Below are 24,631 nucleotides of genomic sequence, written 5' to 3' on the forward strand. Positions count from 1 at the left end.
GTCAGGCGCGTGACCGGGAGCTCAGGTCGGTGACCCCGGTCGGCGGGAGGCCCGCGGCGTGCTCCAGCACTTCGCAGAACGCCTCGACGTGCGCGCCGACTTCGGGGGTGGTCGCCGTCCAGGACGCCCGCAGCTCCAGCTGGTGGGCGCGGGGCGGCCCGGAGATATCGCCGTAGCGCACCGACGTGGTGGCGGTGACCGTGCCGCCCAGCGCGGTGGTGTGCTCGAGGCGCGATTCCAGCGCCTCCACCAGCCAGCTCCACGCCACCTCCGGCAGCAGGGGGTCGACCGCCTCGGTGGGGTCGAGGTCGGCCTGGATGTAGGCGACCAGCCGGATGGTGCCGTCCCATGCGTCGGCGCCGTCCGGGTCGTACAGCAGGATCAGCCGGCCGAACGCGTCGCCCTCGGACCGCTCCGGGACGATCTCGAGGTCGGGGTGCTTGACCTCGGCCCCCAGCGCGTAGCTGAAGGGCGCCAGGCGCTGCGGCGGGCGGATCGGGCCCAGCTCGATCTCCGGCCGCACGGCGACGGCGTTCATCGCCGCTACCGCCTCGCGGAATGGGGCCGGTTCAGCTGAGGCTGTCACAGCGTTCGACGCTAGACCCATCACCCGACACGCCGAAACAGGCGCGCCGGTTTCCGCGCGCGTCGCGACCAAGCCGTTACCCGCGCTCATCGGGGCCTCGAGAAGGGCGTCTTGGCTGCTCAGGGCGCGGTTCCGCCGTCGAATCGGGCCGGGCGCTTCTCCCGGTGCGCGGCGAGGCCTTCCCGGACGTCGGGGCCGCCGAAGCTGAGGAATTCCAGGCCGAGCGACGTTTCGAAGGTGGGGCCGAACATGCGGTACCAGTAGTTGAGGCTGTGCTTGGTCCAGCGGATGGCGTTTTGCGCGCCCTGGGCGAGGTTCTCGGCGATGCGGGTGGCCGTCGCCAGCACGTCGTCGTCGTCGACGCAGGTGGAGACCAGGCCGATGCGCTCCGCCTCCTCGCCCAGCAGGGTTTCGCAGGTGAGCAGGTAGTACTTGGCCTTGGCCATGCCGACCAGCAGCGGCCAGCAGATCGCGGCGTGGTCGCCCGCGGCCACCCCGAGCTTGGTGTGCCCGTCGATGAACCGCGCGGTGCGGCCCGCGACCGAGATGTCGGCGAGCAGCGCCACCACCAGGCCGGCGCCGACGGCGGGGCCCCGGATCGCCGAGACGACGGGCTTGTCGAAGTTGACCATGTTGAGCACCAGGTCGCGGGCCTCGCGCATGATGCGGATCCGGCCCTCGAAGTCGCCGATGGTTTCGTCGATCAACTCGAAGCTGCCGCCGGAGGAGAAGGCCTTGCCCTCGCCGCGGACCAGCACGACGCGCACGGCAGGGTCGCGATCGAGCGCCGGCCAGACGTCGGCGAGGTCGCGGTGCATCTGCGGCCCGACGGAGTTCAGCCCGGGGGAGTCGAGGACCAGGGTGAGCACGCCGTTCTCGGCGGGTTCGAAGCGGAGGCTGGGGAACTCGTCGTAGCTGATCGGCACGGGGTCGATGTTACGCAAGCGCCGGTCGGCGCTCGTGGCAGCATTGAGGCTGATGAACACCGCCGTGCGTGCCCGCCGTGACCTGCCCGAGTCGCCGTATCTGGCCGCCGCCAGCGGACGCAAGCCGGGCCACGTGCCGGTGTGGTTCATGCGCCAGGCCGGGCGCTCGCTGCCCGAATACCGCGCGCTGCGGGAACGGCACAGCATGCTGGCCGCGTGCTTCGAGCCCGAGGTGGCCTGCGAGATCACGCTGCAGCCGGTGCGTCGGCACGGCGTCGACGCGGCGATCCTGTTCTCCGACATCGTGGTGCCGCTGCGGGCCGCCGGCGTCGAACTGGACATCGTCGCCGACGTCGGGCCGGTCATCGCGCACCCGGTGCGCACCGACGCCGACATCGACGCGATGAAACCCCTTGAACCGCAGGCGATTGCGCCGATAACCGAGGCGGTCTCGCTGCTCGTGGGGGCGCTGGGCGACGTCCCGCTGATCGGCTTCGCCGGTGCGCCGTTCACGCTGGCGTCCTACCTCGTCGAGGGCGGTCCCAGCCGCAACCACGCCCGCACCAAGGCGATGATGCTGGCCGAGCCGCACAGCTGGCATGCGCTGATGGACAAGCTGACCGACCTCACCATCGCGTTCCTGCAGGGGCAGATCGAGGCCGGGGTGGACGCGATCCAGGTGTTCGACTCGTGGGCGGGGACGCTGTCGCTGGCCGACTACCGCCACTACGTGCTGCCGCACAGCTCGCGGGTGTTCGCCGAGCTGTCCGAATACGGCGTCCCGATGACGCACTTCGGGGTGGGGACCGCCGAACTGCTGGGCGCGATGTCGTCGGCGCTCAAGTGCGGCATGAGGCCGCAGCAGGCCACCGTCGTCGGGGTGGACTGGCGCACCTCGCTGGCCGACGCCGCCGCCCGAGTGGAGCCCGGCACGGCGCTGCAGGGCAACCTCGATCCGGTGGTGCTGCTGGCCGGCTGGCCGGTGGTCGAACGCTCCGCGCGGGCCGTCATCGACGACGGGCGGCGCGCGGTGGACGCCGGCGCGACAGGCCACGTGTTCAACCTGGGCCACGGGGTGCTGCCGGAGACCGACCCCGCCATCCTGACCGACCTGGTTGCCCTGGTCCACTCGCTATGACCCGCTCCTATTGCGTTGTGGGCGGCGGCATTTCGGGGCTCACGGCGGCATACCGGCTGCGCGCGGCCGCCGGTGACGACGCGGCGATCACGCTCTTCGAGCCCACCGACCGGCTCGGCGGCGTGTTGCGCACCGAGCAGGTCGGCGGGCAGGCGATGGACGTCGGCGCCGAGGCGTTCGTGCTGCGCCGGCCCGAGATGCCGGCGCTGCTGGCCGAGCTGGGCCTGTCGGATCGCCAACTGGCCACCACNTCTGCGCGCCGACGCCGATTTCATGATCTGGACCCACGCCGAACGCATCGAGGCGCTGCAGGCGACCTATGCCGACTTCCGGCGCACCACCACCCTGGGGCGGGCCTGCGCGCCGGTGTGGAGCAGCGTCGCGCTGCACCGGCCCGCCGAGTTCAACAAGAGCCACATCCCGGCGTTCCTGGCCGGCGAGGAGCCGGGCGCCTACATCTGCGTGTATCCCTTTGTGCGGTCGTATGAGTGGTACCTGCTGCCCGACGAGGAACGCCGCCGCATGCTCACCGAGCACGGCATGGCCGCGCGCGAATACAAGGACGTCCGCGCGAACACCGTCCCGGCGTTCGCGCTGGGTGACTACGAATGGATCCTGGCTTTCGAGGCCCCCGAACTGGACCGCATCGTCGACCTGATGCGTGAGCTGCGCGCCACCGACGCGCGCCGCCACACCCGCGCCGAGACGCCGTTTTTCACGGGGCCGCGGGTGCCGGTCGAGCAGCTGGTGGCGGCGCTACCATGACGACCGCACCGTTCGACCCGACCGATCCCGCCCGCTTCGAGGAGATGTACCGCGACGACCGGACGTCGCACGGCCTGCCCGCCGCCACGCCGTGGGACATCGGCGGTCCGCAGCCGGTGGTTCAGCGGCTGGTCGCGCTGGGCGCCATCAAGGGTGAGGTGCTCGACCCGGGCACCGGCCCGGGGCATCACGCGATCTACTACGCCTCGAGGGGCTACTCGGCGACCGGCATCGACGGGTCGGCCGGCGCGCTCGAGCGGGCCCGGGAAAACGCCGAAAAGGCCGGCGTGTCAGTGAATTTCGAGCTGGCCGACGCCACCAAGCTGGAGGGATTCGACAACCGGTTCGACACCGTCGTCGACTGCGCCTTCTACCACACCTTCAGCGCCGACCAGGACCTGCAGCACGCGTACGTGCAGGCGCTGCGCCGGGCGACCAAGCCGGGGGCGCGGCTGTACATGTTCGAGTTCGGCGAGCATGACGTCAACGGCTTCAAAATGATGCGGTCGTTGTCCGAGGACGACTTCCGCGAGGTGCTTCCTGTCGGTGGGTGGGAGATCACCTACCTGGGCCCGACGACCTATCTGGTCAACATGAGCACCCAGACGATCGAGCTGATGGCCGCGCGAAACCCGGACATGGCCGACCAGGTGCAGGCGCTGCTGGATCGGTTTCGGGCGATGGAGCCGTGGCTGGAGGGTGGCCGGGTGCATGCGCCGTTCTGGGAATGCCACGCCACCCGGGTGGACTAGCGCCCCGGCCTATCGCGACACATAAAGCCGGGAATCGAGCTAGCCGCCCGTCGGCACCAGCCGCAGCGAGATCGAGTTGATGCAGTAGCGCTGGTCGGTCGGCGTGGGGTAACCCTCGCCGGCGAACACGTGGCCCAGGTGGCTATGGCAGTTCGCGCACAACACCTCGGTGCGCGTCGTGCCCATCGAGTGGTCGGGGCGCAGGATCACCGCGTCGGAGTTCGCCGGGTCGAAGAACGAGGGCCAGCCGCAGTGCGACTCGAATTTCTCCGTGCTGCGGAACAATTCGGCGCCACACGCCCGGCACTGGTACACGCCCTCGGTCTTGGTGTCGGTGTATTCGCCGGTGAACGGGCGCTCGGTGCCGGCGCGGCGCAGCACCTCGAACTCCTGCGGGTTCAGCTTTCGGCGCCACTCGTCGTCGGACAATTGCACCTTCGGGCTCGTCATGGGTCCACGCTAGCGCTCTCGCGATCACCGCGCCGCTCCCGCTCGGCCGTCAGCCACGCCGGGTCGATGCCCTCGTCCAGCCGGTGCTCGGCCTTGGCGTCCAGATACCGGAAGTAGAGCACGGTGAATGCGACGATCAGCAGCAGCGACCAGCCGTAGGTGATCTTCAGGTAATGCAGCGCGCGGCCATATCTCATGTACCGGTAGATCAGCCAGTCGTCGAGCGTCAAGAAGCCGTAGACCCCCAGCCACGCCGGCCAGTTGCGGATCAGCGAGTTGGACAGCACGACGGTCATCAGGAACGGGAACAGCATCATCGAGTAGTAGCCCTGGGCCAGCGGCAATACCAGCCAGGACCACAACAGCAGCACGCCCGTCGAGCTGGTGTACCAGAACAGCGGGTCGCGGGTGCGGTAGTAGCGGTACAGCAGCCACAACGCGGCGATCGCGAGCAAAGTGAAGAGGATCCGCAGGAACACGATCAGCCAGGTGGGCAGCCCGAAGTACACGCCGTTGCCCTCGATCGAGCTGTTGAAATAGTCGCGGACGCCCCCGATGTAGGGCAGCGTGCGGGTGACGAAGTCCATCGGGTCGCTCACCAATGGCCACGCGGCCGCGTTGATGACGATCGGGACCACCAACGCGGGCACCAGGGCCCGCCACTGCCGGTTCAGCAGCGGCAGCAACAGCAGCGGCCCGAGCACCGGTTTGAGCGTCAACGTCAGCCCGATGACGAGCCCGGCCCACCACTGGTGGCCGACCTTGCCGTCCAGCAGCCACCGCAGGAACAGCACCTCCGCCAGCAGCACGCAGCCGTTGATGTTGGTGAACACCAGCGTGCTGGTCACGCTTTCCGTGCAGAACATGGCCAGCAGCAGCGCGGGGGCGGCCACCGAGGACAACGTGAATTTGAAGAGTCGCAGCAACAGGTACCAGGCGATCAGGATCGCCACGGTGTTGATCAGGATGAACAGGTAACGCGACGGCGTGAAGGACAGGTAGCCGAAGGGCGCCATCAGCAGCGTGCCGCCGGGCGGGTACAGGTAGTGCGGGTCGACGTAGTCGAAGTGCTCGTTGTAGATGTCCCAGCCGTGCCGGAAGTTCAGCACCGCGCGGTACACCGGTTTGAAGTCGTCGGTGATGTTGCCGTTCAGGGTGAGCACGATGCTGCGGTGCAGCACCGACATGATGGCCATAGGCCATAGCGCCGATCGCAGTATCGTCGCGGCACTCGGGGCGCCGGTGCGGGGACGAAAGGCGGCCAGTATCCCGTCGCGCAGGCCGGTTCGGGTCGAGTCAGCTGCGGTCACCAGCGCACCGTACACCGGGACAAGCCGCGAAGTGTCAGGCGGGACAGTAGGTGTCGGTGCCGGGCAACTTGCCGCTGCTGAGGTAGCCGATCAGCGGCGGGACCGCACAGGGCGAGTAGATGCTGGCGCCGTGACCGATGCCCTGCCACATCACCCGCTTGCTGGCCGCGTTGGCGTTGATGATGGTGGCCGCCGTCTGAGCCACCCCCTCGGTGCCGACGATCGGGTCGTTCTGCACGCCCGCCAGCAGGGTGTCGACCTTGAGGTTTTTCGGCGGGGCCGGCGGCGGAATCGTGGGCCAGTGCACGCATTTGACCAGGTTCAGTGCGGCGACGGTGCCGAACTGGGGGTAGAGCTTCGCCCACGCCACGACGAGCTCGCGCACCCGGTCGGGGGTGGGGCGGTTGACGGCGTCGCTGCAGGAGCTGACGAACTGGCCGTCCGAGTCGGTGACGGCGTACGCGTGGTTGGTCAGGTTGTTCAGCTGGTTGGCGTCGCCGGAGCGGGCGGCTGCCAGCGCGTTGGCCAGGCTCGTGGTGACGCCGACGCGGCCGCCGGCGGGGAAGCCCAGCGCGACGGTGATGGCGTTGGCNCCCGGTCGGGCCGCGACGCGGCGTAGGCCAGCGCCACCTGGGCGCCGTTGCCGACCCCGATCAGCGCGACCGCGGGCACGTCCCACAGCGTGCGCAGCCGCTCGATGTCGGAGGCGGCGTGCGAGTTGTCGTAGGAGGACGCGCCGGGCGCGATGGCGTCGGTGCAGTTCGTGGTGGCGGTGTTGGAGATGTCGGAAAGGTTGGCGACCGGGTCGTCGCCCGCCTGGAATTGCGCCTGGTCGCGCATCGACTGGCGGTCGAGCTGGTCGCGGCAGTCGATGGGGCTCGACATGCCCATGCCGCGGCGGTCCACGGCGACGACGGGATGGGTTTGCAGCACGTCGGTGCCCGCCCGGGCCAGCCACACCGGCAACTGGGTGGACGACGGCAGGTCCGAGCCGGTGGTGAAGACGAGCGGTCCCGCGTCGTGCGGCGTCTGGTTCGAGCGGGCGCGCACCACACCGATGGTGAGGTTTCCGCCCTGGCCGTTGACGGGGTCGAGATCGCTGTCGTAGGTCGCGCAGTCCAGCTGCACACCCGGAGCCGCGGGGACGGCCGCGTCGGAAAAGATTTTCGACGTGCAGTCATGCCAGGCCAGGTCGTTCTTGGGCGCCGCGATGGGCGGCGGGCCGGTGGGGGGCGGCTTGCTCGGCGCCACGCCCTGTGGGCGGGCGCCGGAGTCGGTCGCGAAGCGCGGGTCCGCGGCCAGGCCGGGAACGCAGCCGGCCACCAGCGCGGTCACCGCGAGCAGCACCGTGGCCGATGCGATCTGCCGACTCATGCCGACCACAGTAGCTAGGCCTTGACGTAGCGGCCGTAAAGGTAGCCGGCCTCGTCGGTGAGCAGGTGGGCCCGGCGCATCCGGGTCAGCGCCTGCGCCGGACCCGCCGCGATGCGCCGCGCCAGGCCGCCGACGAGACACGGCGCGATCGTCAGGCACAGCTCGTCGAGCAGCTCGCGCTCGATGAACGCCCCGAGCAGCGTGGGCCCGCCCTCGGTCAGGATGTGGCGCATTCCGCGCGCCGCGAGCGCGCCCAGCAGGGCGGCCTCGTCGACCTTGCCGGGATCGCCGCCGGAGCAGTCGACGACCTCGCACAGGTCCCCGATCAGGCGCCGGGTCTGCTCGGCCGCCGCCGTGCAGGTGAGCACCAGCGGCGGCACCTCGGTCCGGGTGAACACCGCCAGGTCCGGGTCGAGGCGACCCGACGCGGTGACGACCGCCAGCTGCGGGACTTCGCTTTGCCCGCGGGCCTGCCGCTGCTGTCGCTGCGCGAGCGCCAGGTGCGCGCCGGAGTACCCCTCGATGCGCACCGTGCCGGCGCCGACCACGATCACGTCGGCCAGTTCGCGCAGCAGGTTGAAGATGTGCCGGTCGCCCGGCCCGCCCATCGCGCCGCTGCTGCCGTCGGCGGTGGCGCCGCCGTCGAGGCTGGTGATGAAGTTCGCCCGCAACCAGGTGCCGTCACGGTCCGGATATGCGTAGAGCCGGGAAAGGTCGCCGTCGTCGAGGTCGCGGGCGGACCCGAGCAGCGTCAGCATGGCTTGATTGCAGCACGCCGCTACATTCGGTGCATGCAAGGGTCCACCTCCGTCGGAGTGCCCCGGCTGGTGGACCGGCATCCGAGCGTGTCGCCGGAGCGACTCATCGCCCAATTGCGGCCGCCGCCAACGTTCGCCGACGTGAGCTTTGCGACGTATCGCCCGGACCCGGCGGAACCGACCCAGGCGGCCGCCGTCGGGGCCTGTCAGGACTTCTGCCGGCAGGCCGTCGAGCGCCGGGCCGGCCGCCGAAAACGGTTCGGAAAGCGGGCCGTACTGCCCGGGGTCGGTCTCTACCTCGACGGCGGCTTCGGCGTCGGCAAGACCCACCTGCTCGCCTCGGCCTATTACCAGTTGCCTGGACGTGGGCCGGAATCGGCAAACCCCAAGGCGTTCGCCACCTTTGGCGAGCTCACCCAGCTCGCCGGGGTGTTCGGGTTCGTCGAATGCATCCAGATGCTGGCCGATTACACCGCGGTGTGCATCGACGAGTTCGAGCTCGACGACCCTGGTAACACCACACTCATCTCGCGGCTGCTGTCGTCGTTGGTCGAGCGGGGCGTGTCGGTGGCCGCGACCTCCAACACCCTACCCGAGCAGCTCGGCGAGGGCCGCTTCGCCGCCCAGGACTTCCTGCGCGAGATCCACACGCTGGCAAGCATTTTCACTACGGTGCGGATCGAGGGGCCCGATTACCGGCACCGCGGCCTGCCGCCTGCCCCGCAGCCGCTGTCCGACGAGGAGGTGGCCGCGCGCGCCGCACAGGTCGACGGGGCGACGCTGGATGACTTCGACGCGCTGTGCGCGCACCTGGCCACCATGCACCCGTCGCGGTATCTGACGCTGATCGATGGCGTGACGGCGGTGTTTCTCACGGGCGTGCACGGCATCGACGACCAGAACGTCGCGCTGCGGTTGGTGGCGCTGACCGACCGGCTGTATGACGCCGGCATTCCGGTGGTGGCCTCGGGCGCGAAGCTGGACAGCCTCTTCAGCGAGGAGATGCTGGCGGGCGGCTATCGAAAGAAGTATCTGCGGGCCACTTCGCGGCTGGTGGCCCTGACCCGAGCTCGCGAACCATGAGGTAGTCGTTCTCGGTGCGGCTGCCCACCCGAAAGTTCCTGGTGCCGTTGATCGCAAAACCGCTCTTGGCGTAAAAGCGTTGTGCGCGCTGATTCGCCTGGTTGACGCCCAGCCACACGCGCCGCGCGCCCCATTCCTCGGCGGTGGCCAGCGCCAAGTCCATCAGGGCCGTCGACACCCCGCCGCCGTGATGCTCGGCCAGCACGTAGATCTTCGACAGCTCGGCGGCGTCGTCGGTGGCGTCGCGAATGAGCATGGCGTAGCCGATGATTCGGCCGCCCCGCGCGGCGGTGATGACCGCCCGGTCGGGATCGGCCAGGTATTCGGCGAAGCGCTCCGCCGACAGGTTGGCGTCGATGAAGGACGCCATGTTTTCCTCGCCCACCGCGGGGGGACACGCCAACGGAAAGGTGCGCGCAGCAACGTCGGCCAGCTCTACGGTGTCGACCGAACCCGTCGCGACGACGCGGACTTCCAGGATCAGAGATTCCATTGGGCGAGGTGATAGCCCGTCTTCTTGTCCAGCAGGACGACGGTGGAGACCGGGTCGCGGTAGGCGTCCCAGTACACCCCGCCGCGCACGATCGCCCCGTTCGGCGCGTTGACGAGCACGTTGTCCAGCGCGTCGGGCGCGTCGGTGGCACGCGGTTTGTAGGCGTCGGCGAACGGGGTCACGCCGTCGAAGCTGAATTCGGTCGCCATGATGAACGGATTGGGCACCCGGATCGCGCGCACCGTGACGTCGGCGCGGTTAGGGGTGCTGCCGGGAAAGCTTTTGATCGGCACGCCGCTGCGCGTGTAGCCGAATCCCGGGGGCGGATCGCAGGGGGCCACGCTGCTGACGGTGACGTCGGCGATGTAGGTGCCGGTGTCCACCCGCAACGTGTCACCGATGTGGCCGATCGGCGCGTCGCCGGCCCACGCGCGCGGCGCCGCGACGTTCGCGGCGGCAACCAGCAACAGTGACAGGGCGATCAGCCAGCGGTGCATCCTCGCATGATCGCACACGCGCTACGGGGAGGGGGAGGGGTTCTTGCCGCTGGCCAGTGCTTCGAGCGCCGCCGCGGCATCGTCATCAACCCGGTCCTTGTCGACGCCGCATCGGTTCAGCGGCCCGGCTCCGTCCTCGAGTTCGAGCAGCGCCAGCAGCAGGTGTTCGGTGCCGATGTAGTTGTGGCCCAGCCGAAGCGCTTCCCGGAAGGTCAGCTCCAGCGCTTTGCGCGCCGGGCCGCTGAACGGGATGAGTTTGGGAGGCTCGCCGGTGGACGGGGGCAACGTTATGGCGGCCCGAAGCGCCTCGACGTCGACCTCTTGCCGTTGCAGCAGCAGCGTGGCCAGCCCGGCCGGATCGCTCAGCACGCCGAGCAGCAGATGGTCCGGTGTGATCTCGCCGTTGCCGGCTTGGTGCGCGGCATTCTGGGCCGCCACCACCGCATTGCGGGCCCGCGGCGTGAAGCGCCCGAAGCCCTGTTCGTCGTCCAGCGTGGTGGCCTCGGCCCGGGGGACGAACCGCTTCTGGGCGGCCTGTTTGGTGACGCCCATGCTCTTGCCGATGTCGGTCCACGACGCCCCCGAGCGGCGGGCCTGATCGACGAAGTGCCCGATCAGGTGGTCGGCGATCTCGCCCAGATGCTCGGCGGCCAGCACGGCGTCGGCGAGCTGGTCCAGCACGTCCGGGTGGACCCGTTTGATCGCGTTGATCAGCTCGTCGAGGCGGACGGGATAGGCGACGGGCGTCGGTTCGGACATGCCGTCAACACTAGGTTGACGGCCGTGAAGCTGTCAACCTTGGGTTGACGACATTTGGGATGCGGAACCGCCGCCGTTCTGCGACGATCAGTAGGCCGTGAAACCGCTGCTTTTGACGATGATGAGCCTTGCCGCCCTGGTCGGCGTGGCCGGTCCGGCGCGGGCCGACGGCGCCGACGACGCTTTCCTCGCCTCGCTGCGCGCGGCCGGCATCACTTTTCCGGACCCGGGCCCGGCCATCGGGGCCGGACGATGGGTGTGCCAGGCGGTGGGCAAGGGGACGCAAATGGCGGACGTCGTCAAGACCGTCCAGTCTCAAAACCCCGGACTGCACGGCGATAACGCGGCCAGGTTCACGGCGATCGCGGCCAACGTGTACTGCCCCCAATCCCTGACGGTCACCAGCACGAAGGTCGATGGCGGCGCATAACACCGCCGTCATTGGTTTTTTACATTCGCGTCCGCGAACGCCCGGTTAAGGAAACCTGTCGTCAACATTGCGCATTTACGCTGCTGCAAACTACGGCCCAGCTAAGGATGCAATTTGGACTTCGTTCAGGCGCAGTTGATCGACCCGCTGAGCAATGCCCTGAATGGCCTCGTCCTCGTTTACCTGCTTCTTGGCGTTGGCGTCTATTTCACGGTGCGCACCCGATTCATTCAGATCCGCTACTTTCCCCGCATGCTTCGCCAGCTCCTCAGATCCCATCGCCAAGACGGTGGGATCTCCTCTTTCCAGGCCTTCTGCGTCGGCCTTGCGTCGCGGGTGGGCACCGGGAACATCGCCGGCGTCGCGATCGCTCTCACCGTCGGCGGGCCGGGCGCGATCTTCTGGATGTGGGTGGTGGCCGCGGTCGGCATGGCGACGGCGCTGATCGAGGCCACGCTCGCCCAGATCTTCAAGGTCCGCTCGGCTGACGGCGCCTTCCGCGGCGGCCCGGCGTTCTACATCCATCGCGGCCTGCGCTCGCGGACCGGCGGCGTCTTGTTCGCCGTGCTGCTGGTGGTCGCGTTCTCCACCGCGTTCAACATGGTAGAGACCAACGCGATCAGCGGCGTGTTGAAGTCATCGCACGGCGTCGACGTCGGTTGGACGACAGCGGCTTTGGCGATTCTGGCGGGGTCGGTGCTGTTCGGCGGAGTGCGCAGGGTTGCCAAGGTCGCCGAACTGGTCATCCCGGTCGTCGCGGTGATGTATGCGCTGCTGGCGCTGACCATCGTGGCGGTCAACATCACCGCGCTGCCGGCGGTCATCGAGGAGATCGTCGGCGGCGCGTTCGGAATCCGCCAGCTGGCAGGCGGTTTCGCCGGCGGCATCGCGACGGCCATGCTGACCGGGGTCAAACGCGGGCTGTTCGCGTGCGAGGCGGGCATGGGCAGTTCGCCCAACATCGCGGGCGCGGCGACGGTGTCACATCCGGTGGAGCAGGGACTGATTCAGTCGCTCGCCGTGTTCGTCGACACGATGGTGATCTGCACGGCGACTGCGTTCATCGTCCTGATGTCGGGCCCCGCAGTTTACGATCCGGCCCACACCGGTTCGGTGGCCGGCGCGAGCCTGACCGAATCGGCGATCGCCGCCGGCCTCGGATCGTGGACCACCGTGCTGATGACTACCGTCGTCTTCCTCTTCGCGTTCGCGTCTGTGCTCAGCAACTACGTCTGCGCCGAGGCCAACCTGTTCTTCCTGGGCGGCCGGCACCTGGCGATCAACGTCCTGAAAGTCGTGACGCTGATGGCCATCGCCTTCGGCGCGATGTCCCAACTCACGGTGGTGTGGGCGTTCGCCGATCTCGCGATGGCGCTGATGGCCATCGCCAACCTGGTCGCGATCTGCCTGTTGGGCAAGTGGGCGTTCGCGGCGGTGCGCGACTTTCATCGCCAGTCCGCTCGGGGCGTAAGGCCGGTCTTCGTCGCCAGCGCGGCCGGCCTGCCCGGTGACCTCGACGGCGACATCTGGGAAATCCCGGAGCGCCGCCCGGTCGGCGCCCTGCCCGAGTCCTTGCGGATGAGCCGCCCGGCGGCGTAGCCGTCGCCGATCATCTGGAAGCCGGCCTCACGTGACTGGGGACGCCGGGGCGTAAGGTCAGTGCATCGGGACCACAAAGGCCCCCACGATCAAGGGGCGGCCATGTCTGACAAATCTCCGCGGCAAACCATGACCAAGAAGTCCGGAAAGTCTCTGAAAGAGAAGCGCGCCGCCAAAAACGCCAAGGCGGCGGCTCGTGTCTCGTCCACCGAGGCCTTACTTCACGACAAGAAGCGCTGACGCGCAAGGACTTTCGTTAGGCGGCCGGCTCGCTCGCGATGCGGCCCGCGTTTCAGCGTGGCGGCGTAGCCGGCGAATCGCTCGCGGGGCGGTCCGAAAAAGTCGGGAGTTGAGTCGGTTCCGGGTCGCGACCGCTGTCGGGCACGACCTCGGGCTCGTAGCGATGTGAAAACAAATCCGATGAATTCATCGGGCGGGGTCCTTAAATTGGTTGGGCTTGGGCACAAACGTTGATCTGTCGAGAGCAGCACGATCGGTTCTGAGCTGCTCATCCGCAGACAAAACGTCCAAGGTGGCAGGCTCAACACGAACGGCCTACCAACCAATCTACACGCGGCCTCGCCGGCGACGCCGCGGCGGACGACTGGCGGCGTTCGGTCAGCTCCGACAAACCAGCCCCGTGGCCAGCCCGTTGCCTTGGCGACTCGCGGCAATAGGCTATGTGGTCATGCGCGCCGATCCGGGTCCGCTGACGTGGGCCGCCCTGGTCCAGACCTGGCAGCTGGACCTGACCTCCGCGGCGGTCATTGTGGTGGTGGCCGCCGCATATGCCCGGTGTTACCTGCGCGGCCGAAGCGTGGCGCGACCGGTCGGGCCCGGGCAGGCCGGCTGCTTCGGGGTTGGTGTGGCGCTGTGGGTGCTGGCGACGATGAGCGCGGTCGGCGCCTACGCCTACGCCCTGTTCTGGATGCGCGCGCTGCAGGTGCTGGTGCTGCTCTACGTCGTGCCGTTCTTCCTGGCCCAGGGCAAGCCGGTCACCGTCGTGCGCGACGCGCTCGACTCGGCCGGGCGAGAGCGCGTCGACCGGCTGTTGGCGACCCGGTTCGCGCGCGTGCTCGCCCACCCGTTGACCACCTCGCTGGCGATGCTGGGCACGCCGTGGCTGCTCTACCTGACGGCCTGGTACACCGCGTCCCTCGACAACGAACGGGTCGGCGCACCCACGCGTATCGTGTTGGTGGCCATCGGTTTTGGCTATTTTTACGCTCGACTGCAGGCGGATCCCGTTCCCCGCAGGTACTCCCAGGCGATCTCGTTGCTCATCACCGTTGCCGAGGCGCTTGGCGACGGCGTGCTGGGATTGGTCATCTGGCAGGGTTCGTTGATCGGCGCGGCGTACTACGCGGCACTGCATCGATCGTGGGGCCCGGATCAGCGGCTCGACCAGACGATCGGCGCCGGTGTCTTGTGGATCCTCGGGGACCTGGTCGGCTGGCCGTTCGTGCTGTTGTTGATGCGCGCGCTGTCCCGCGACGAGAGGGCGCACGCGGTTGAGGTCGACGCCGAGTTGGACGCGGCGGAAGCCGATCAGGGCGAAACCGCCGCACCGTCGGGATTGTGGTGGGAGAACGATCCCGAGCTGCGCGAGCGGTTCCGGCGCCGCTAGGGTGCCCCGGATGCGGTTCCGGCGCGAGTCTGGGACGATCACCAGGTCATGAAATTGCTACGGGGGGTGGCGGCCGTCGTCGCCATGGTGGGCCTGGCGACGCCGGCGCACGCCGACCAAGACCCGAACACCGACCCGGCGACGGACGCCGACTTCCTTGCCGCGCTCAGATTCGCCGGGATCACCTACCAGGATCCCAACGCCGCGATATCGGCCGCCAAGACGCTGTGCCAGTTGGAGGACACCGGATCGTCCGAGGACGAAATCATCGGAAACCTCCAGCAGCGCAACGGGTTTAGCGGAAATGGCGCGGCCAAGTTCACGGTGATCGCGGTCGGCGCTTACTGTCCCAAGTACCTCAGCGGCGAGGGTCGCGGCCCCAAGCCCGAGGGCGCGGCGGGCGATTAGCCTCGGTTAAACCGCGCGGCCCTCGATGATGCTGAACCGCGACGCGGTATCGACCACGCCGACCATCTCGAAACCGGCCGCATCGAACAGGCGGCGGTACTCGGTGGCGGTGCGTTCGCGGCCGTTGTTGATGATCAGCATTTCCATGTCCGTCCACTTGGCGATCGACGCGCTGTCGTCTTCGGGGATGACGGTCTCGACGAGCAGTAACGCGGCGCCGGCGGGAGCGGCCGACCGGACGTTCCGCAGGATCCGCACCGACGCGTCGTCGTCCCAGTCGTGGATGATGTGCTTGAGGATGTAGGCGTCGGCACCGGTCGGGACGCTGTCGAAAAATGAACCCTCGGCAAGCCGGACCCGTTCGGCATGGGTTTCCTGCAGCAGTGCCGGCGCGCCCGCGATCACTTCGGGCAGGTCGTACAGCACCCCTTGGACGTCGGGTGCCGATGCCAGGATCGCGGCGAGCAACCGGCCGTGGCCGCCGGCGACGTCGACGATGGTGGCGAACCGGGTGAAGTCGTAGGCCTCGACGACGGGTCCGATCGACAACCCGGACATGCCCGTCATGGCGTCGTTGAAGATCTGTCCGAATTCGGGCTCGTCGCCCAGGTAGTCGAAAAAGCCCTCGCCGCGCAACCCGGGAACGACCGAGGTCCCGGTTTTGATCGCCTCCGTCAGCAGGCTCCAATGCTCGCGGTGTTGGCGCGCGCCGATGAAGCGCGCCATCGGCGCCACGGATACCGGGGCATCGGAGCGCAACAGCTCGGCCATCGGAGTCAGCTCGTAGCGGCCGTCATCGCGTCGCGCGAAGATGCCTTGGCCGATCAGGGCCCGCAGCAGCCGGCCCAACGCGTCGGGATCGGCCCCGACCGTGGCGGCCAATTCGTCGATCGGCAGCGGTCCCGCGGACAGCGCGTCCGCGACGCGAAGGTCGGCGGCCGCGGTGATGCCCTGCGAGACCCACGCGGCCAGGATCAGCTCCTGCATTACCTCCGCCGGGGAAGCGGCCGTGCCGTCGGGTGAGCTCATGTGCGGAGTCTCCCACGTTTCTCGGGTAGCCAAGGCCGCGGCGGTCCGCTATGTTGCGCGAGACGCGGCGCCTGCCGACCGAACCCATAGGAGCCAAATGGTGATGAAGGTATCGGTCATGGCGGCCGGCTTGGCGGCGAGCGCCCTGGTGGTCGGCGTCGCCCTCACGGGATGCGGAAGCAACAAGTCGTCGGGCCCGTCGTCGTCGACGTCATCGGCTGCGTCGAGCGCCGCCCCGTCGTCGGCCGCGCCGCCGTCGTCGAGCGGTGCCGCCGCCCAGCCGTCCGACTACGGCCACCTGCTGATCAACGCCACCGACATCGCGGTGCCCGGCGATACCTTGCACCCTGTCGCTTATACACATATAGAGGTGTNGTTCCCAACCCGGCGGGAACAGAAGGCGTGTTCATGAATCAGGGCGCCTCCCGCAAGGTCGACGACACCATCTACGTTTATTCCGACGCCGGCGCGGCGTCGCAGGCGCTCGACCAGAGCGCCAAGGGGATTCAGGAGCTCAGCGTCAAGGCCGCCCCGACGCCGGCCGACGTCGGGACCGGCGGCCAGCTGGCCGTGGGGCCGTCGCCGGACGGCTCGAAGTCGAAGGCGATCGTGATGTTCACCGAGGGCAAGGTCTTCACGGTGCTTGAATTCGAAAGCGCGCCAAACGATCCGCTGCAACCGGACTTCGTTCTCGATCTCGCGAAGAAGCAGGACGCGGCCATCAAGAGCGGGCTGCCGTCCTGAAGGCCGTCACGGCGCTCGGCGCGGCCGGGTTGTTGGGCTGGGGCGCCGCGCGGGCGGTGACGGCGCGGATTCGGCGCAACCCGGATCCTTTTCCGCGCGAACGGCTTACGGCCGAGCCGGAGGGTGAGCAGGTCTTCCTCGAACGCCCCGACGGCACGGTGCTCAGCGCCGTGGCCGCGGGGCAGGGGCCGCCGGTGGTCCTCGTCCACGGCTACACCGCCCGCGTCATGGAGTGGAACCTGGTGTGGGACGAGCTGCAGGCGCGCGGGTTTCGCGTCATCGCGTTCGATCAGCGCGGCCACGGACGCTCCACGCTTGGCTCCGACGGAATCGGATCGGAGCCGATGGCGGCCGACCTGGCCGCGGTCCTCGAGCACTTCGACGTTCGCGACGGCGTGCTCGTCGGCCACTCGATGGGCGGGTTCGTCAGCATCCGCGCGGTGCTCGACCATGCCGACGTGGCCCGGCGGCTGCGCGGGCTGGTGTTGTTCGCGACGTGGGCGGGTCGGATCCTCGATGGCGCGCCACAGAACCGGCTGCAGATCCCGCTGCTGCAGCTCGGCATCCTGCAAGGGCTGGTGCGCAACCAGACCGTCGCGGCGCTGTTCGGTGCCGCGCAGTGCGGGGCGCGCCCGTCGCCGATGATGGTGTCGGTCTTCATGGAGGCGTTCAACCAACACCTGGACGAACACGGGCCCCTGCTGCCGATCGTGCGGGCATTCTCGCGGGAGGATCGGTACCCGCGGCTCGGCGAGATACGGGTGCCGACCGTGGTCATGGTCGGCACCGCGGATCGCACTACGCCGCAGAGCCATTCGCGCCGGCTTGCCGACGGTGTCCCCGGGGCGCGGCTGGTGAGCGTGCCCGGCGCCGGGCACCTACTGAATTGGGAAGCGCCCGACGAGCTGATCGAGGTCGTCGAATCGTTTCACTGAGTCGCGGCGCGCGCACTCCAGGTGAAGCTCGCCGCCGGGTCGCGGACTCCGCTGATCACATGCATACCGCCTAATATGCCCGCCAGAGCGGTGTTCCTCAAGCCGGCTGCGGGCAGCGCTGTGCCGCAACGACTTTAATGCTACGGTTCCGCCGATGAAGTTCGTGCTGGCCGGTTACGGAAGCCGGGGCGACGTCGAGCCCTGCGCCGCCGTCGGCCGGGAGCTGCTGCGCCGGGGTCACGACGTACGGATGACCGTCTCGCCCGACAAGATGGCCTTCGTCGAGGCGGCGGGGGTCACCGCGGTCGCCTACGGAGCGGACACGCGGGAGCAGATGAACTCGGCCGGGCACTTCGTCCTTGGGGCTCAGAACCCGATCAGCGCGCTGCCCGCGGTCCTGGAGCATCTCACGCGGGTCTGGACGGAAAAGACCGCGGCGCTCTCGGCGCTGGCGGAGGGCGCCGATCTGGTACTGGCGGGCTTCAACGAGCAGGAACTGGCCAGCGCCGTCGCGGAGCACCGCGGCATCCCGCTGGCCGCGCTGCACTTCTTCCCGGCGCGGTTGTTGTCCGGCGGGACGCTGTATTCGGGGCTGACGAAGGAAGTGGCGGCGGCCCAGCGTCGCGCGCTCGGCTTGCCGGAGTCGGCGGAATCCGGCATACCGCTGGAAATCCAGGCCTACGACGAGCTCTGCCTGCCCGGACCGGCCGCCGACTGGGTGGGATCCGACGGCCGACGGCCCTTCGTCGGCGCGCTGACGCTCGAGTTGCCGACCGACGCCGATGACGAGGTCCTGGCGTGGATCGCGGAGGGAAGCCCGCCGATCTGCTTCGGCCTGGGCAGTACGCCGATCTCGGCCGCGGCCGACCTGGTCGCCATGGTCGGTGCGGCCTGCGAGCAGCTGGGGGAGCGGGCGCTGATGTGCAGCGGCCCCAATGACTTCGCCGATGCTCCGCGTTTCGACCACATCAAGGTGGTCCAGGAGGTGAACCACGCGGCCGTCCTGCCGGCCTGCCGCGCGGTGGTTCACCACGCCGGCGCCGGCAGCACGGCCGCGGGGCTGCGGGCCGGAATCCCCACGCTGGCCGTGTGGCTGTGGCTCGACCAGCCGGTCTGGGCCGCCGGACTGGAGCGGCTCGGGGTCGGTTTCGGGCGGCAGTTCGCGGCCACCACCCAGGAATCGCTGGTCGCGGACCTGCGCCGCATCCTCGCGCCGGACTACGCGACGCGCGCCCGCGAGGTTGCGGCCCGGATGAGCAGGTCCGCCGACAGCGTCGCGCGCGCCGCCGATCTCCTGGAGGACGCCGCCCGCACCGGCTGAGCCGGCTCATGGAAGTGGGAAGCCGTTGCCTCCCGGCCCCGGCGCGGGCACTCCCTCGATGACCTGGCTGCCGGGCCCGGGCGCGTAATACCAGTCGTGACAGACGTTTCTGTCCCAACCGATCGGCTCGCTGGAATTCGGTAACGGTTGCCCGGGGCACCATTGGTGGTGGCAGATCGGGTCGCATATCGCCTGGGCGGTACCGGCGGACAGCCCAACGCCGGCCGCGGCGACAGCGCCGGACAGCAGCGCTCCGGTGACCGCCCGCATCATTTTGTTCCTCACGCTCTCTTCTCCTTACCTGTTTCTGTGTCGCTTTCTTTGCATCGACGCGATCGGGGGAACGTTAGCGCCGACCACTTGCGAATTCCTTGTACTTGCCCGGCGGCCTGTGACCGCGGCATAAGGTGACAGACTGGGTACACCTCCAAGAAGCTGGCGCTTCCGTCCCCACGTTGCTGCGGACCCAGAGGAGAAACCGATGGCCCCAACCGGTTTGTGCGGACTCGTCGGTGTCGGCGCCGCGCCGCTCGTCATCGCGCTGACGCTTGCCCCGATCGCCCCGGCCGACAATCCCTCCTGGAACGGCCAGTACGCGGTCACGTTCATGGTCGCCCCGAAGTCCGGGACCAGCATGGCCGTCGGTGACCCCGAGGTGCAGCACACCGTGACCTATGGGTTCCGCTCGAGTTGTTCGAACGGGAAGTGCGTCGCCACGATCGTCAGCGGACCTCCGCCGACCAACCCGACGGTTCCGCAACCGGTCCAATTCACCTGGGACGGGTCGTCCTGGAAGCAAGAGAGCGACTTTCAGTGGGACTGCATGATGCCCGACACGACGATTCAATGGAATCCCGCGCACGCCGTGGTGCGCTACACGCCCCAAGCCAACGGGTCGCTTTCCGGCGTCATGCACGCCGACATCTCGAGCGGCGCCTGCCAGGGCTGGATCGAGGAGTACATGACGGCCGATCGCGTATGATCGGCCCTGCGCGGGGTTGGCCGGCAGCAAACCTGCAAAGCGTTGTCCCGCAACGCGATTCATCCCGCGGATTGATCTGCGCGGCAACGCATTTCATGGTGCGGAGATCGTGAAAGACCCTTTGCCTCCGGCGCATTCGGCGATATGATCCGAGCATGCGTTTCAGCTCTGTGGCGGCCGTCGCCGCTTTGGTTATCGCCCCGATGATTCTGCCGCTGGGAGCTCCGTTCGCTCGCGCCGACCTCAGTGGCTACCGCCGTTGCGTGGCGAACATTACGCAACTCCCGGTGACCGAACCGGACCCGCAAAACATGAATCGTGTGGGGCTCATCGAGCAGGATCTCAAGTCGGGTGCTACTCCTGCCGCGGAAGCGCAGAAGGTGGCGGGAATGGGATTCGATCAGCGCTCTGCCGACGCGATCGTGCAGTGCGTGATCGAGGAGAACCCGTAGCCCAGGCCTCGGCGAGGGCCGACGAAATCAACGATTCCTGGACGCTGTACGGATAGCGCGAACCGTCGGCTCCGTCCTGCCGGCCATCGCGGTCTCTAAATCGGATCCGGTCGTCTTAGCAGCTCGGCAGTATCTTTTTTCAAGCGAAATTCATAGGGTCTACACGAGATAGTCACCGAAGCCGCAAACTGACCCGGATTCGCCTCGCCAGTTTCGGGACAGCGCAATCAAAGGTGGCTGGACATGTCCAGTGCGCGTGGTCCGCCCAGAACTCAACTTAGCCGCCGGCGCCGGAAACCCCGGCCCGGCCGCGATAACCAATCTGTTCCAGATCACCCGGCGCGCTGTGCTTTGGTCTCAAGTCGCAAAGCAAACACCGACCAATATTCTGCCGCCGTCAATGCAAGGGGGGTTCGCCGCCGACGTCGAGTTAAGGACATGTGACACAATGGATTTCGCTGTATTGCCCCCGGAGATCAACTCCGCCCGGATGTACACCGGCCCAGGATCGGGCTCGTTGCTTGCTGCGGCGGGCAGCTGGGATTCCCTGGCCGCCGAGCTGATCACCACGGCCGAGACCTACCAATCAGTGGTTTCGGGCTTGAGCACCTTGAACTGGCGCGGCCCCGCTTCGGAGTCGATGACGGCCACGGCAACCCCCTACATAGGTTGGCTGTATACGACCGCCGAGCAGACCAAGCAGACCGCCATGCAGGCCAGGGCCGCCGCGGCGGCCTTCGAGCAGGCTTTTGCGATGACGGTGCCCCCGCCAGTGATCGCGGCCAACCGCGCCCAGCTGGCGTCGCTGATAGCGACGAACTTCTTCGGCCAGAACACCGCGGCGATCGCGGCGACCGAGGCGCAGTACACCGAGATGTGGGCCCAGGACGCCGCCGCCATGTACGGCTACTCCAGCGCGTCCGCGGCGGCGGCGACGTTGGTGCCGTTCAGTCAGCCTAACCAGACCACCAATCCGGCCGGCACCGCCGCCCAGCCCGATGCCGTCGCGCAGGCCAACGCACTGCAAGGACTCGCAACCGGGCCTATCGGTCAGTGGCTCCAAACGCTGTGGCAGGGCATCGAAGGCGTATTCGGGGATATAGGTCCCTACAGCGGGCTCTTCAAGGACTATGGGCCCGGCGCCCAAATATGGAGCGACCTATCTTCGGCTGGGGTCTTCCAACTGCCGGCCACGCTTAACATTGCTGGTTTTGTGGGCAAAGGTGCCATCGACGAGGACAGTATTGTGGCGGAGTTTGCAAGCGTGCCTGCTGCGATCGCGAAGGCGATTGGAGTGCCCCTGCCAACGAGCACCCCGATCGGTAGCGGAGGTGCGGTGTCCGCGGTGTTTGCCGGGGCCAAGTCGATCGGCCCTATGTCGGTGCCGGCGAGCTGGGCCACCCCGGCGGTCGGCCATATCTCCGCGTTGTCGGGCACCGGCCTGACCACGCTCCCGGGAACCGAAGAGGCGGTCGGGGCCGGTATGCCCGGCGTACCCGGGATGCCGGCGGGGACGCTAACGCGGACCTCGGGCGTCATACCGCGCTACGGGACCCGGCTGATAGTGATGCCGAGGCCGCCGGCGGCTGGGTGACGCAAGCCCCGCATCGGCCGCGCAGGTCATCCACATCGATGACGGCGCGCCAACGAGGAACCCGCACCATTCGCAGTTTCGCTGGCGTTGACTGGTGGGTGTGCCCCTACGACGCGTGGACGAACTGAAGCCCGGCGACAGGATCCGCATGAAGATCGGGCACGCGACCGTCGTAGATACCGAGCCCCTGGACGGGGACCGCACCCTGCTGACATTCCTCTACGGGACGAAAAGGGCCGCCGACAATGATGTCACCGTCGATGTCTTGGACGAGGACGAGTGGGGTTGGTAATGGCGGCCAGAAAGCCCTAATGCACAGACGCTGGTGCGCGATACTGGGATTGAACCAGTGACCTCTTCCGTGTCAGGGAAGCGCTCTCCCGCTGAGCTAATCGCGCCGGGGGTCAAAAGCTGGAGGTGGAGACGGGAATCGAACCCGTGTGCACGGCTTTGCAGGCCGTTGCCTCACCACTCGGCCACTCCACCGCTGGGATTGATGCCACTTGCACCTTCGAGCGGACGACGGGATTCGAACCCGCGACCCTCACCTTGGCAAGGTGATGCGCTACCAACTGCGCTACGTCCGCGCGCAACGGGCGAGATCGTCGCCCGTTGCGAAGGACGACGATAGTCCAATCGAGCGGGACCGCACAAATCTCTTGGTGACGTTGCCGCTCTAGGCTAGCGCGCCCGGCGACGCAGGTGGCGAGTTCGGCGCGGTCCGATTCGTGCTACCCTTCGACACCGTTCGCCCGTCGGCGCCGGGTCCCGTGGCTCAGTGGAAGAGCGTCCGCTTCACACGCGGAAGGTCGCTGGTTCGATCCCAGCCGGGACCACCTCGAGACGGTGCAGGTCAGGCGCGCATTTCTGTGATCTTGGTGGGCTTGAGATAGGGCGACTATCCGCACTCTTTCCGTATCGGGCGGCGGATGGTCGGCGGAACATGTGTCTGGACCTGCCGTTTCGCGCCGGGTGTGAGCGGAAGGTCATGCGGGCGCAGGGCGACGATCGGACCGCAATTTCGTGAGGGGACCTTGCGTCGTCGAAGACATGCCCGACATGGACGGGAACTGTCGCGTTCCAACTGCACAGCACTGGATATCGGCGATATCAAGATGCGTCGAATTCCTCCTCCGTACTTTAACGCTGTTCCCCACGGACGAAAAGCAGACCCGGAGGCATGTGGGTGACAGTCCTACGCACCCACTAGGTCGTTACAGACCTCCGGTGGTTCTAACTGTCAAGTGGGTAGTCCCGTCCGGGTCGACGGACCGAACGAAATGGACGCGACGTCGTTCAGCGCCGAGGTATTTCTCACACGTGCGGCGTGACGGCGAAGTCATTTGCGGCGACAGGTGGTGCGGCGATCGGCTTCGGCAATGATCCCTTGCAGTACCGATTGCACTGGCCCAGAGCGCATTTCGAATCCAGAGGTTCCGAACGTCTCGTTTTCTCTCTCACCTGCGATTGGTTGACCCAAGCGAGGAGGCTCGGCAGAACGAGCGCGGTCGGTTGCTAGGTCGTGGTCATGTGGGTATCTGAATCCAGCCCAAGCACATCGCGTACCGTCTCGATGACCACGTCGGGCCGGTCGATCGGAAAATAGTAACCGGCCTGGTCAACGGTAATGAGTTCTCCTTGTGGAAACCGTTGAGCCAGCGCGCGATGAGCGACATCAAGACGCTCAACCCAGCCGCGCGATCTGCCGCCGCGATTCTGCGGCACCAGCACCCGCACCGGAACATCCGGTAATGACGCTGCCGTACGCACCGCCGCGGCCGTCTCACGTGCATAGCCGCCGAAAAGCTGCGGCAGCACCGGCACATACGACCACCGCGCCCGCGGGGGATGCAACAAGAAGTGCTCGACGTAGTCGAGCGCATCCGTGCTGGCACCCGCTGACGCAGTCCTGCGCCGAACAAATTTTCGGCCGGTGCGAGTTCGAAACACCCCAAGCCTCATTACAACGTTCGACACCAGAACAGAAACCAGCCCATAGGCCAGCAAGCGATACCGGCTAAGCCGCGACTCGGTGGGCATCTCCGTGGGGTTGAGCAACACCAAACCCGCAACCTTGTCGGGGTGTCGCACAGCGAACATCTCTGCGACCAAACCCCCAAGCGTCCAACCGACGACGACCACCGGTGCTACACACCCCGTGGTTTGGATGATCGCGCCCAGATCGTCTGCCATCGCTGCAACGTCACGATGCGCTGGGCCATCAGAGCACCCACTGCCGGCACGGTCATATGTCAGCACGGTCGCAAACGAAGCCAGGCGTTCTTCTAAGTCGCCGTAGGCGCCCGTGGTGCCTTCACCGGCACCACCCGCACCTCCGGCCTCAAGCACGACCGTTGGGCCACTGCCCCGCACGCGGACACACACCGCCCGGTCACCGATATCAATTAACTGCCGATACGGCCTATCCATGCCCCGATTTTAGCCAGGACCGATGCACGCGCGGAAGTACGAGACGGACGCTTCACGCCGTCGCCGCTCGGCGTTTCCGCCCACCTGCCCCTGGCCTACAGGCCCCAATCTGCTGTGGAAAGACCATGCCAAAGAGGACCGACTGAATCCCGGTATCGGCGGCCACCACAGGCATCTCATGTTGCCAGT

Annotated in this window: 25 protein-coding genes, 4 tRNA genes and 4 pseudogenes; 18 read left to right on the top strand and 15 right to left on the bottom strand. The window is 67.8% G+C overall.

Features of this window, described 5'->3' with window-relative positions:
- Position 1: 1 nt before the first annotated feature.
- Positions 2-607, bottom strand: coding sequence for a DUF3000 domain-containing protein (locus tag BN4348_RS35740; RefSeq protein WP_066909956.1), 606 nt, complete (start codon positions 605-607; stop codon positions 2-4).
- A gap of 98 nt (positions 608-705) precedes the next feature.
- Positions 706-1,512, bottom strand: a complete 807-nt coding sequence (locus BN4348_RS35745; protein ID WP_066909959.1) for an enoyl-CoA hydratase/isomerase family protein — start codon at positions 1,510-1,512, stop codon at positions 706-708.
- 64 nt (positions 1,513-1,576) lie between these two features.
- Here BN4348_RS35745 and hemE point away from each other — a divergent pair, with 64 nt between their 5' ends.
- From hemE to BN4348_RS35765, 4 genes and pseudogenes are all read left to right on the top strand, one after another.
- Positions 1,577-2,650 (top strand): uroporphyrinogen decarboxylase, encoded by a 1,074-nt coding sequence (gene hemE, locus BN4348_RS35750; RefSeq protein WP_096866251.1) that lies wholly within the window; start codon positions 1,577-1,579, stop codon positions 2,648-2,650.
- Positions 2,647-2,940: pseudogene (locus tag BN4348_RS35755) on the top strand (NAD(P)-binding protein); the annotation flags it as partial. The gene hemE and the pseudogene BN4348_RS35755, both read left to right, overlap by 4 nt.
- Positions 2,903-3,415 (top strand): annotated as a pseudogene (gene hemQ, locus BN4348_RS35760) (hydrogen peroxide-dependent heme synthase); the annotation flags it as partial. The pseudogenes BN4348_RS35755 and hemQ, both read left to right, overlap by 38 nt.
- Positions 3,412-4,167, top strand: a complete 756-nt coding sequence (locus BN4348_RS35765; protein ID WP_066909966.1) for a class I SAM-dependent methyltransferase — start codon at positions 3,412-3,414, stop codon at positions 4,165-4,167. The pseudogene hemQ and the gene BN4348_RS35765, both read left to right, overlap by 4 nt.
- 39 nt (positions 4,168-4,206) lie before the next feature.
- Here the strand turns inward: BN4348_RS35765 and msrB are convergent, their stop codons facing one another.
- From msrB to BN4348_RS35785, 4 genes and pseudogenes are all read right to left on the bottom strand, one after another.
- On the bottom strand, positions 4,207-4,617 hold the full coding sequence (msrB, locus tag BN4348_RS35770) for a peptide-methionine (R)-S-oxide reductase MsrB (protein ID WP_066909969.1): 411 nt from the start codon (positions 4,615-4,617) through the stop codon (positions 4,207-4,209).
- Positions 4,614-5,942: an arabinofuranan 3-O-arabinosyltransferase gene (gene aftC, locus BN4348_RS35775; RefSeq protein ID WP_066909972.1), complete on the bottom strand. Its 1,329-nt coding sequence runs from the start codon at positions 5,940-5,942 to the stop codon at positions 4,614-4,616. Before aftC ends, msrB begins: the two co-directional genes overlap by 4 nt.
- Positions 5,943-5,961: 19 nt before the next feature.
- Positions 5,962-7,301: pseudogene (locus BN4348_RS35780) on the bottom strand (alpha/beta hydrolase).
- 14 nt (positions 7,302-7,315) lie between these two features.
- A complete protein-coding gene (locus BN4348_RS35785) occupies positions 7,316-8,059 on the bottom strand; it encodes a pyrimidine reductase family protein (protein ID WP_066909975.1) in 744 nt (247 codons plus the stop codon).
- Between the two features lie 33 nt (positions 8,060-8,092).
- On the opposite strand from BN4348_RS35785, the gene zapE reads away from it, so the two are divergent.
- Positions 8,093-9,142, top strand: a complete 1,050-nt coding sequence (zapE, locus tag BN4348_RS35790) for a cell division protein ZapE (RefSeq protein WP_066909978.1) — start codon at positions 8,093-8,095, stop codon at positions 9,140-9,142.
- On the opposite strand, the pseudogene BN4348_RS35795 reads toward zapE, so the two are convergent.
- From BN4348_RS35795 to BN4348_RS35805, 3 genes and pseudogenes are all read right to left on the bottom strand, one after another.
- Positions 9,126-9,635, bottom strand: a pseudogene (locus tag BN4348_RS35795) (GNAT family N-acetyltransferase); the annotation flags it as partial. The gene zapE and the pseudogene BN4348_RS35795 overlap by 17 nt on opposite strands.
- Positions 9,623-10,132, bottom strand: a complete 510-nt coding sequence (locus tag BN4348_RS35800) for a hypothetical protein (RefSeq protein ID WP_066909981.1) — start codon at positions 10,130-10,132, stop codon at positions 9,623-9,625. The gene BN4348_RS35800 and the pseudogene BN4348_RS35795, both read right to left, overlap by 13 nt.
- 21 nt (positions 10,133-10,153) lie before the next feature.
- The gene (locus tag BN4348_RS35805) at positions 10,154-10,891 is read right to left on the bottom strand and encodes a Clp protease N-terminal domain-containing protein (RefSeq protein ID WP_066909984.1); all 738 of its coding nucleotides are present in this window, start codon (positions 10,889-10,891) and stop codon (positions 10,154-10,156) included.
- Between the two features lie 97 nt (positions 10,892-10,988).
- Between BN4348_RS35805 and BN4348_RS35810 the strand changes: the two genes are divergently transcribed.
- The 5 genes from BN4348_RS35810 to BN4348_RS35825 all read left to right on the top strand — a co-directional run bounded on the left by BN4348_RS35810 (position 10,989) and on the right by BN4348_RS35825 (position 14,955).
- Positions 10,989-11,321, top strand: coding sequence for a DUF732 domain-containing protein (locus tag BN4348_RS35810; protein WP_308204241.1), 333 nt, complete (start codon positions 10,989-10,991; stop codon positions 11,319-11,321).
- 114 nt (positions 11,322-11,435) lie between these two features.
- Positions 11,436-12,920 carry an alanine/glycine:cation symporter family protein gene (locus tag BN4348_RS35815; protein WP_066909987.1) on the top strand — a complete coding sequence of 495 codons (1,485 nt, stop codon included), beginning with the start codon at positions 11,436-11,438 and terminating at the stop codon, positions 12,918-12,920.
- Positions 12,921-13,022: 102 nt separating this feature from the next.
- Positions 13,023-13,160 (top strand): hypothetical protein, encoded by a 138-nt coding sequence (locus BN4348_RS60350; RefSeq protein ID WP_167670460.1) that lies wholly within the window; start codon positions 13,023-13,025, stop codon positions 13,158-13,160.
- Between the two features lie 448 nt (positions 13,161-13,608).
- Positions 13,609-14,547: a cytochrome c oxidase assembly protein gene (locus BN4348_RS35820; protein ID WP_066909990.1), complete on the top strand. Its 939-nt coding sequence runs from the start codon at positions 13,609-13,611 to the stop codon at positions 14,545-14,547.
- Between the two features lie 48 nt (positions 14,548-14,595).
- A complete protein-coding gene (locus BN4348_RS35825; protein ID WP_066909993.1) occupies positions 14,596-14,955 on the top strand; it encodes a DUF732 domain-containing protein in 360 nt (119 codons plus the stop codon).
- A 6-nt stretch (positions 14,956-14,961) separates the two neighbouring features.
- On the opposite strand, the gene BN4348_RS35830 is transcribed toward BN4348_RS35825, so the two are convergent.
- On the bottom strand, positions 14,962-15,984 hold the full coding sequence (locus BN4348_RS35830) for a methyltransferase (RefSeq protein ID WP_084453997.1): 1,023 nt from the start codon (positions 15,982-15,984) through the stop codon (positions 14,962-14,964).
- A 408-nt stretch (positions 15,985-16,392) separates the two neighbouring features.
- Here BN4348_RS35830 and BN4348_RS35840 point away from each other — a divergent pair, with 408 nt between their 5' ends.
- From BN4348_RS35840 to BN4348_RS35850, 3 genes are all read left to right on the top strand, one after another.
- On the top strand, positions 16,393-16,728 hold the full coding sequence (locus BN4348_RS35840) for a hypothetical protein (RefSeq protein ID WP_066909999.1): 336 nt from the start codon (positions 16,393-16,395) through the stop codon (positions 16,726-16,728).
- Positions 16,729-16,784: 56 nt separating this feature from the next.
- Positions 16,785-17,663 carry an alpha/beta fold hydrolase gene (locus BN4348_RS35845; RefSeq protein ID WP_235852661.1) on the top strand — a complete coding sequence of 293 codons (879 nt, stop codon included), beginning with the start codon at positions 16,785-16,787 and terminating at the stop codon, positions 17,661-17,663.
- A 154-nt stretch (positions 17,664-17,817) separates the two neighbouring features.
- A complete protein-coding gene (locus BN4348_RS35850; protein WP_066910007.1) occupies positions 17,818-18,984 on the top strand; it encodes a glycosyltransferase in 1,167 nt (388 codons plus the stop codon).
- Between the two features lie 6 nt (positions 18,985-18,990).
- Here BN4348_RS35850 and BN4348_RS35855 read toward each other — a convergent pair whose 3' ends face one another.
- Positions 18,991-19,269, bottom strand: a complete 279-nt coding sequence (locus BN4348_RS35855) for a hypothetical protein (protein WP_142308643.1) — start codon at positions 19,267-19,269, stop codon at positions 18,991-18,993.
- Between the two features lie 196 nt (positions 19,270-19,465).
- On the opposite strand from BN4348_RS35855, the gene BN4348_RS35860 reads away from it, so the two are divergent.
- The 4 genes from BN4348_RS35860 (at position 19,466) to BN4348_RS59900 (ending at position 22,304) form a co-directional block, all read left to right on the top strand.
- Entirely contained in the window at positions 19,466-19,966 is a 501-nt protein-coding gene (locus BN4348_RS35860) for an Rv2253 family sensor-like surface protein (RefSeq protein ID WP_066910010.1), read from the top strand.
- A 155-nt stretch (positions 19,967-20,121) separates the two neighbouring features.
- Positions 20,122-20,418, top strand: a complete 297-nt coding sequence (locus tag BN4348_RS35865; RefSeq protein WP_066910013.1) for a hypothetical protein — start codon at positions 20,122-20,124, stop codon at positions 20,416-20,418.
- A 448-nt stretch (positions 20,419-20,866) separates the two neighbouring features.
- Positions 20,867-22,012 carry a PPE family protein gene (locus BN4348_RS35870; RefSeq protein ID WP_066910166.1) on the top strand — a complete coding sequence of 382 codons (1,146 nt, stop codon included), beginning with the start codon at positions 20,867-20,869 and terminating at the stop codon, positions 22,010-22,012.
- Between the two features lie 115 nt (positions 22,013-22,127).
- A complete protein-coding gene (locus BN4348_RS59900) occupies positions 22,128-22,304 on the top strand; it encodes a hypothetical protein (RefSeq protein ID WP_160040316.1) in 177 nt (58 codons plus the stop codon).
- Positions 22,305-22,335: 31 nt separating this feature from the next.
- Here the strand turns inward: BN4348_RS59900 and BN4348_RS35875 are convergent.
- The 3 genes from BN4348_RS35875 to BN4348_RS35885 all read right to left on the bottom strand — a co-directional run bounded on the left by BN4348_RS35875 (position 22,336) and on the right by BN4348_RS35885 (position 22,599).
- Positions 22,336-22,410 (bottom strand) — tRNA-Val (locus tag BN4348_RS35875).
- 14 nt (positions 22,411-22,424) lie between these two features.
- Positions 22,425-22,498, bottom strand: a tRNA-Cys gene (locus BN4348_RS35880).
- A 28-nt stretch (positions 22,499-22,526) separates the two neighbouring features.
- Positions 22,527-22,599, bottom strand: a tRNA-Gly gene (locus BN4348_RS35885).
- Positions 22,600-22,776: 177 nt separating this feature from the next.
- On the opposite strand from BN4348_RS35885, the gene BN4348_RS35890 reads away from it, so the two are divergent.
- A tRNA-Val gene (locus tag BN4348_RS35890) sits at positions 22,777-22,848 on the top strand.
- A gap of 679 nt (positions 22,849-23,527) precedes the next feature.
- Here the strand turns inward: BN4348_RS35890 and BN4348_RS35895 are convergent.
- Entirely contained in the window at positions 23,528-24,442 is a 915-nt protein-coding gene (locus BN4348_RS35895; RefSeq protein WP_084453998.1) for an alpha/beta fold hydrolase, read from the bottom strand.
- Between the last annotated feature and the right edge of the window lie 189 nt (positions 24,443-24,631).

This window comes from Mycobacterium interjectum (assembly GCF_900078675.2).
Taxonomy (GTDB): Bacteria; Actinomycetota; Actinomycetes; order Mycobacteriales; family Mycobacteriaceae; genus Mycobacterium; species Mycobacterium interjectum.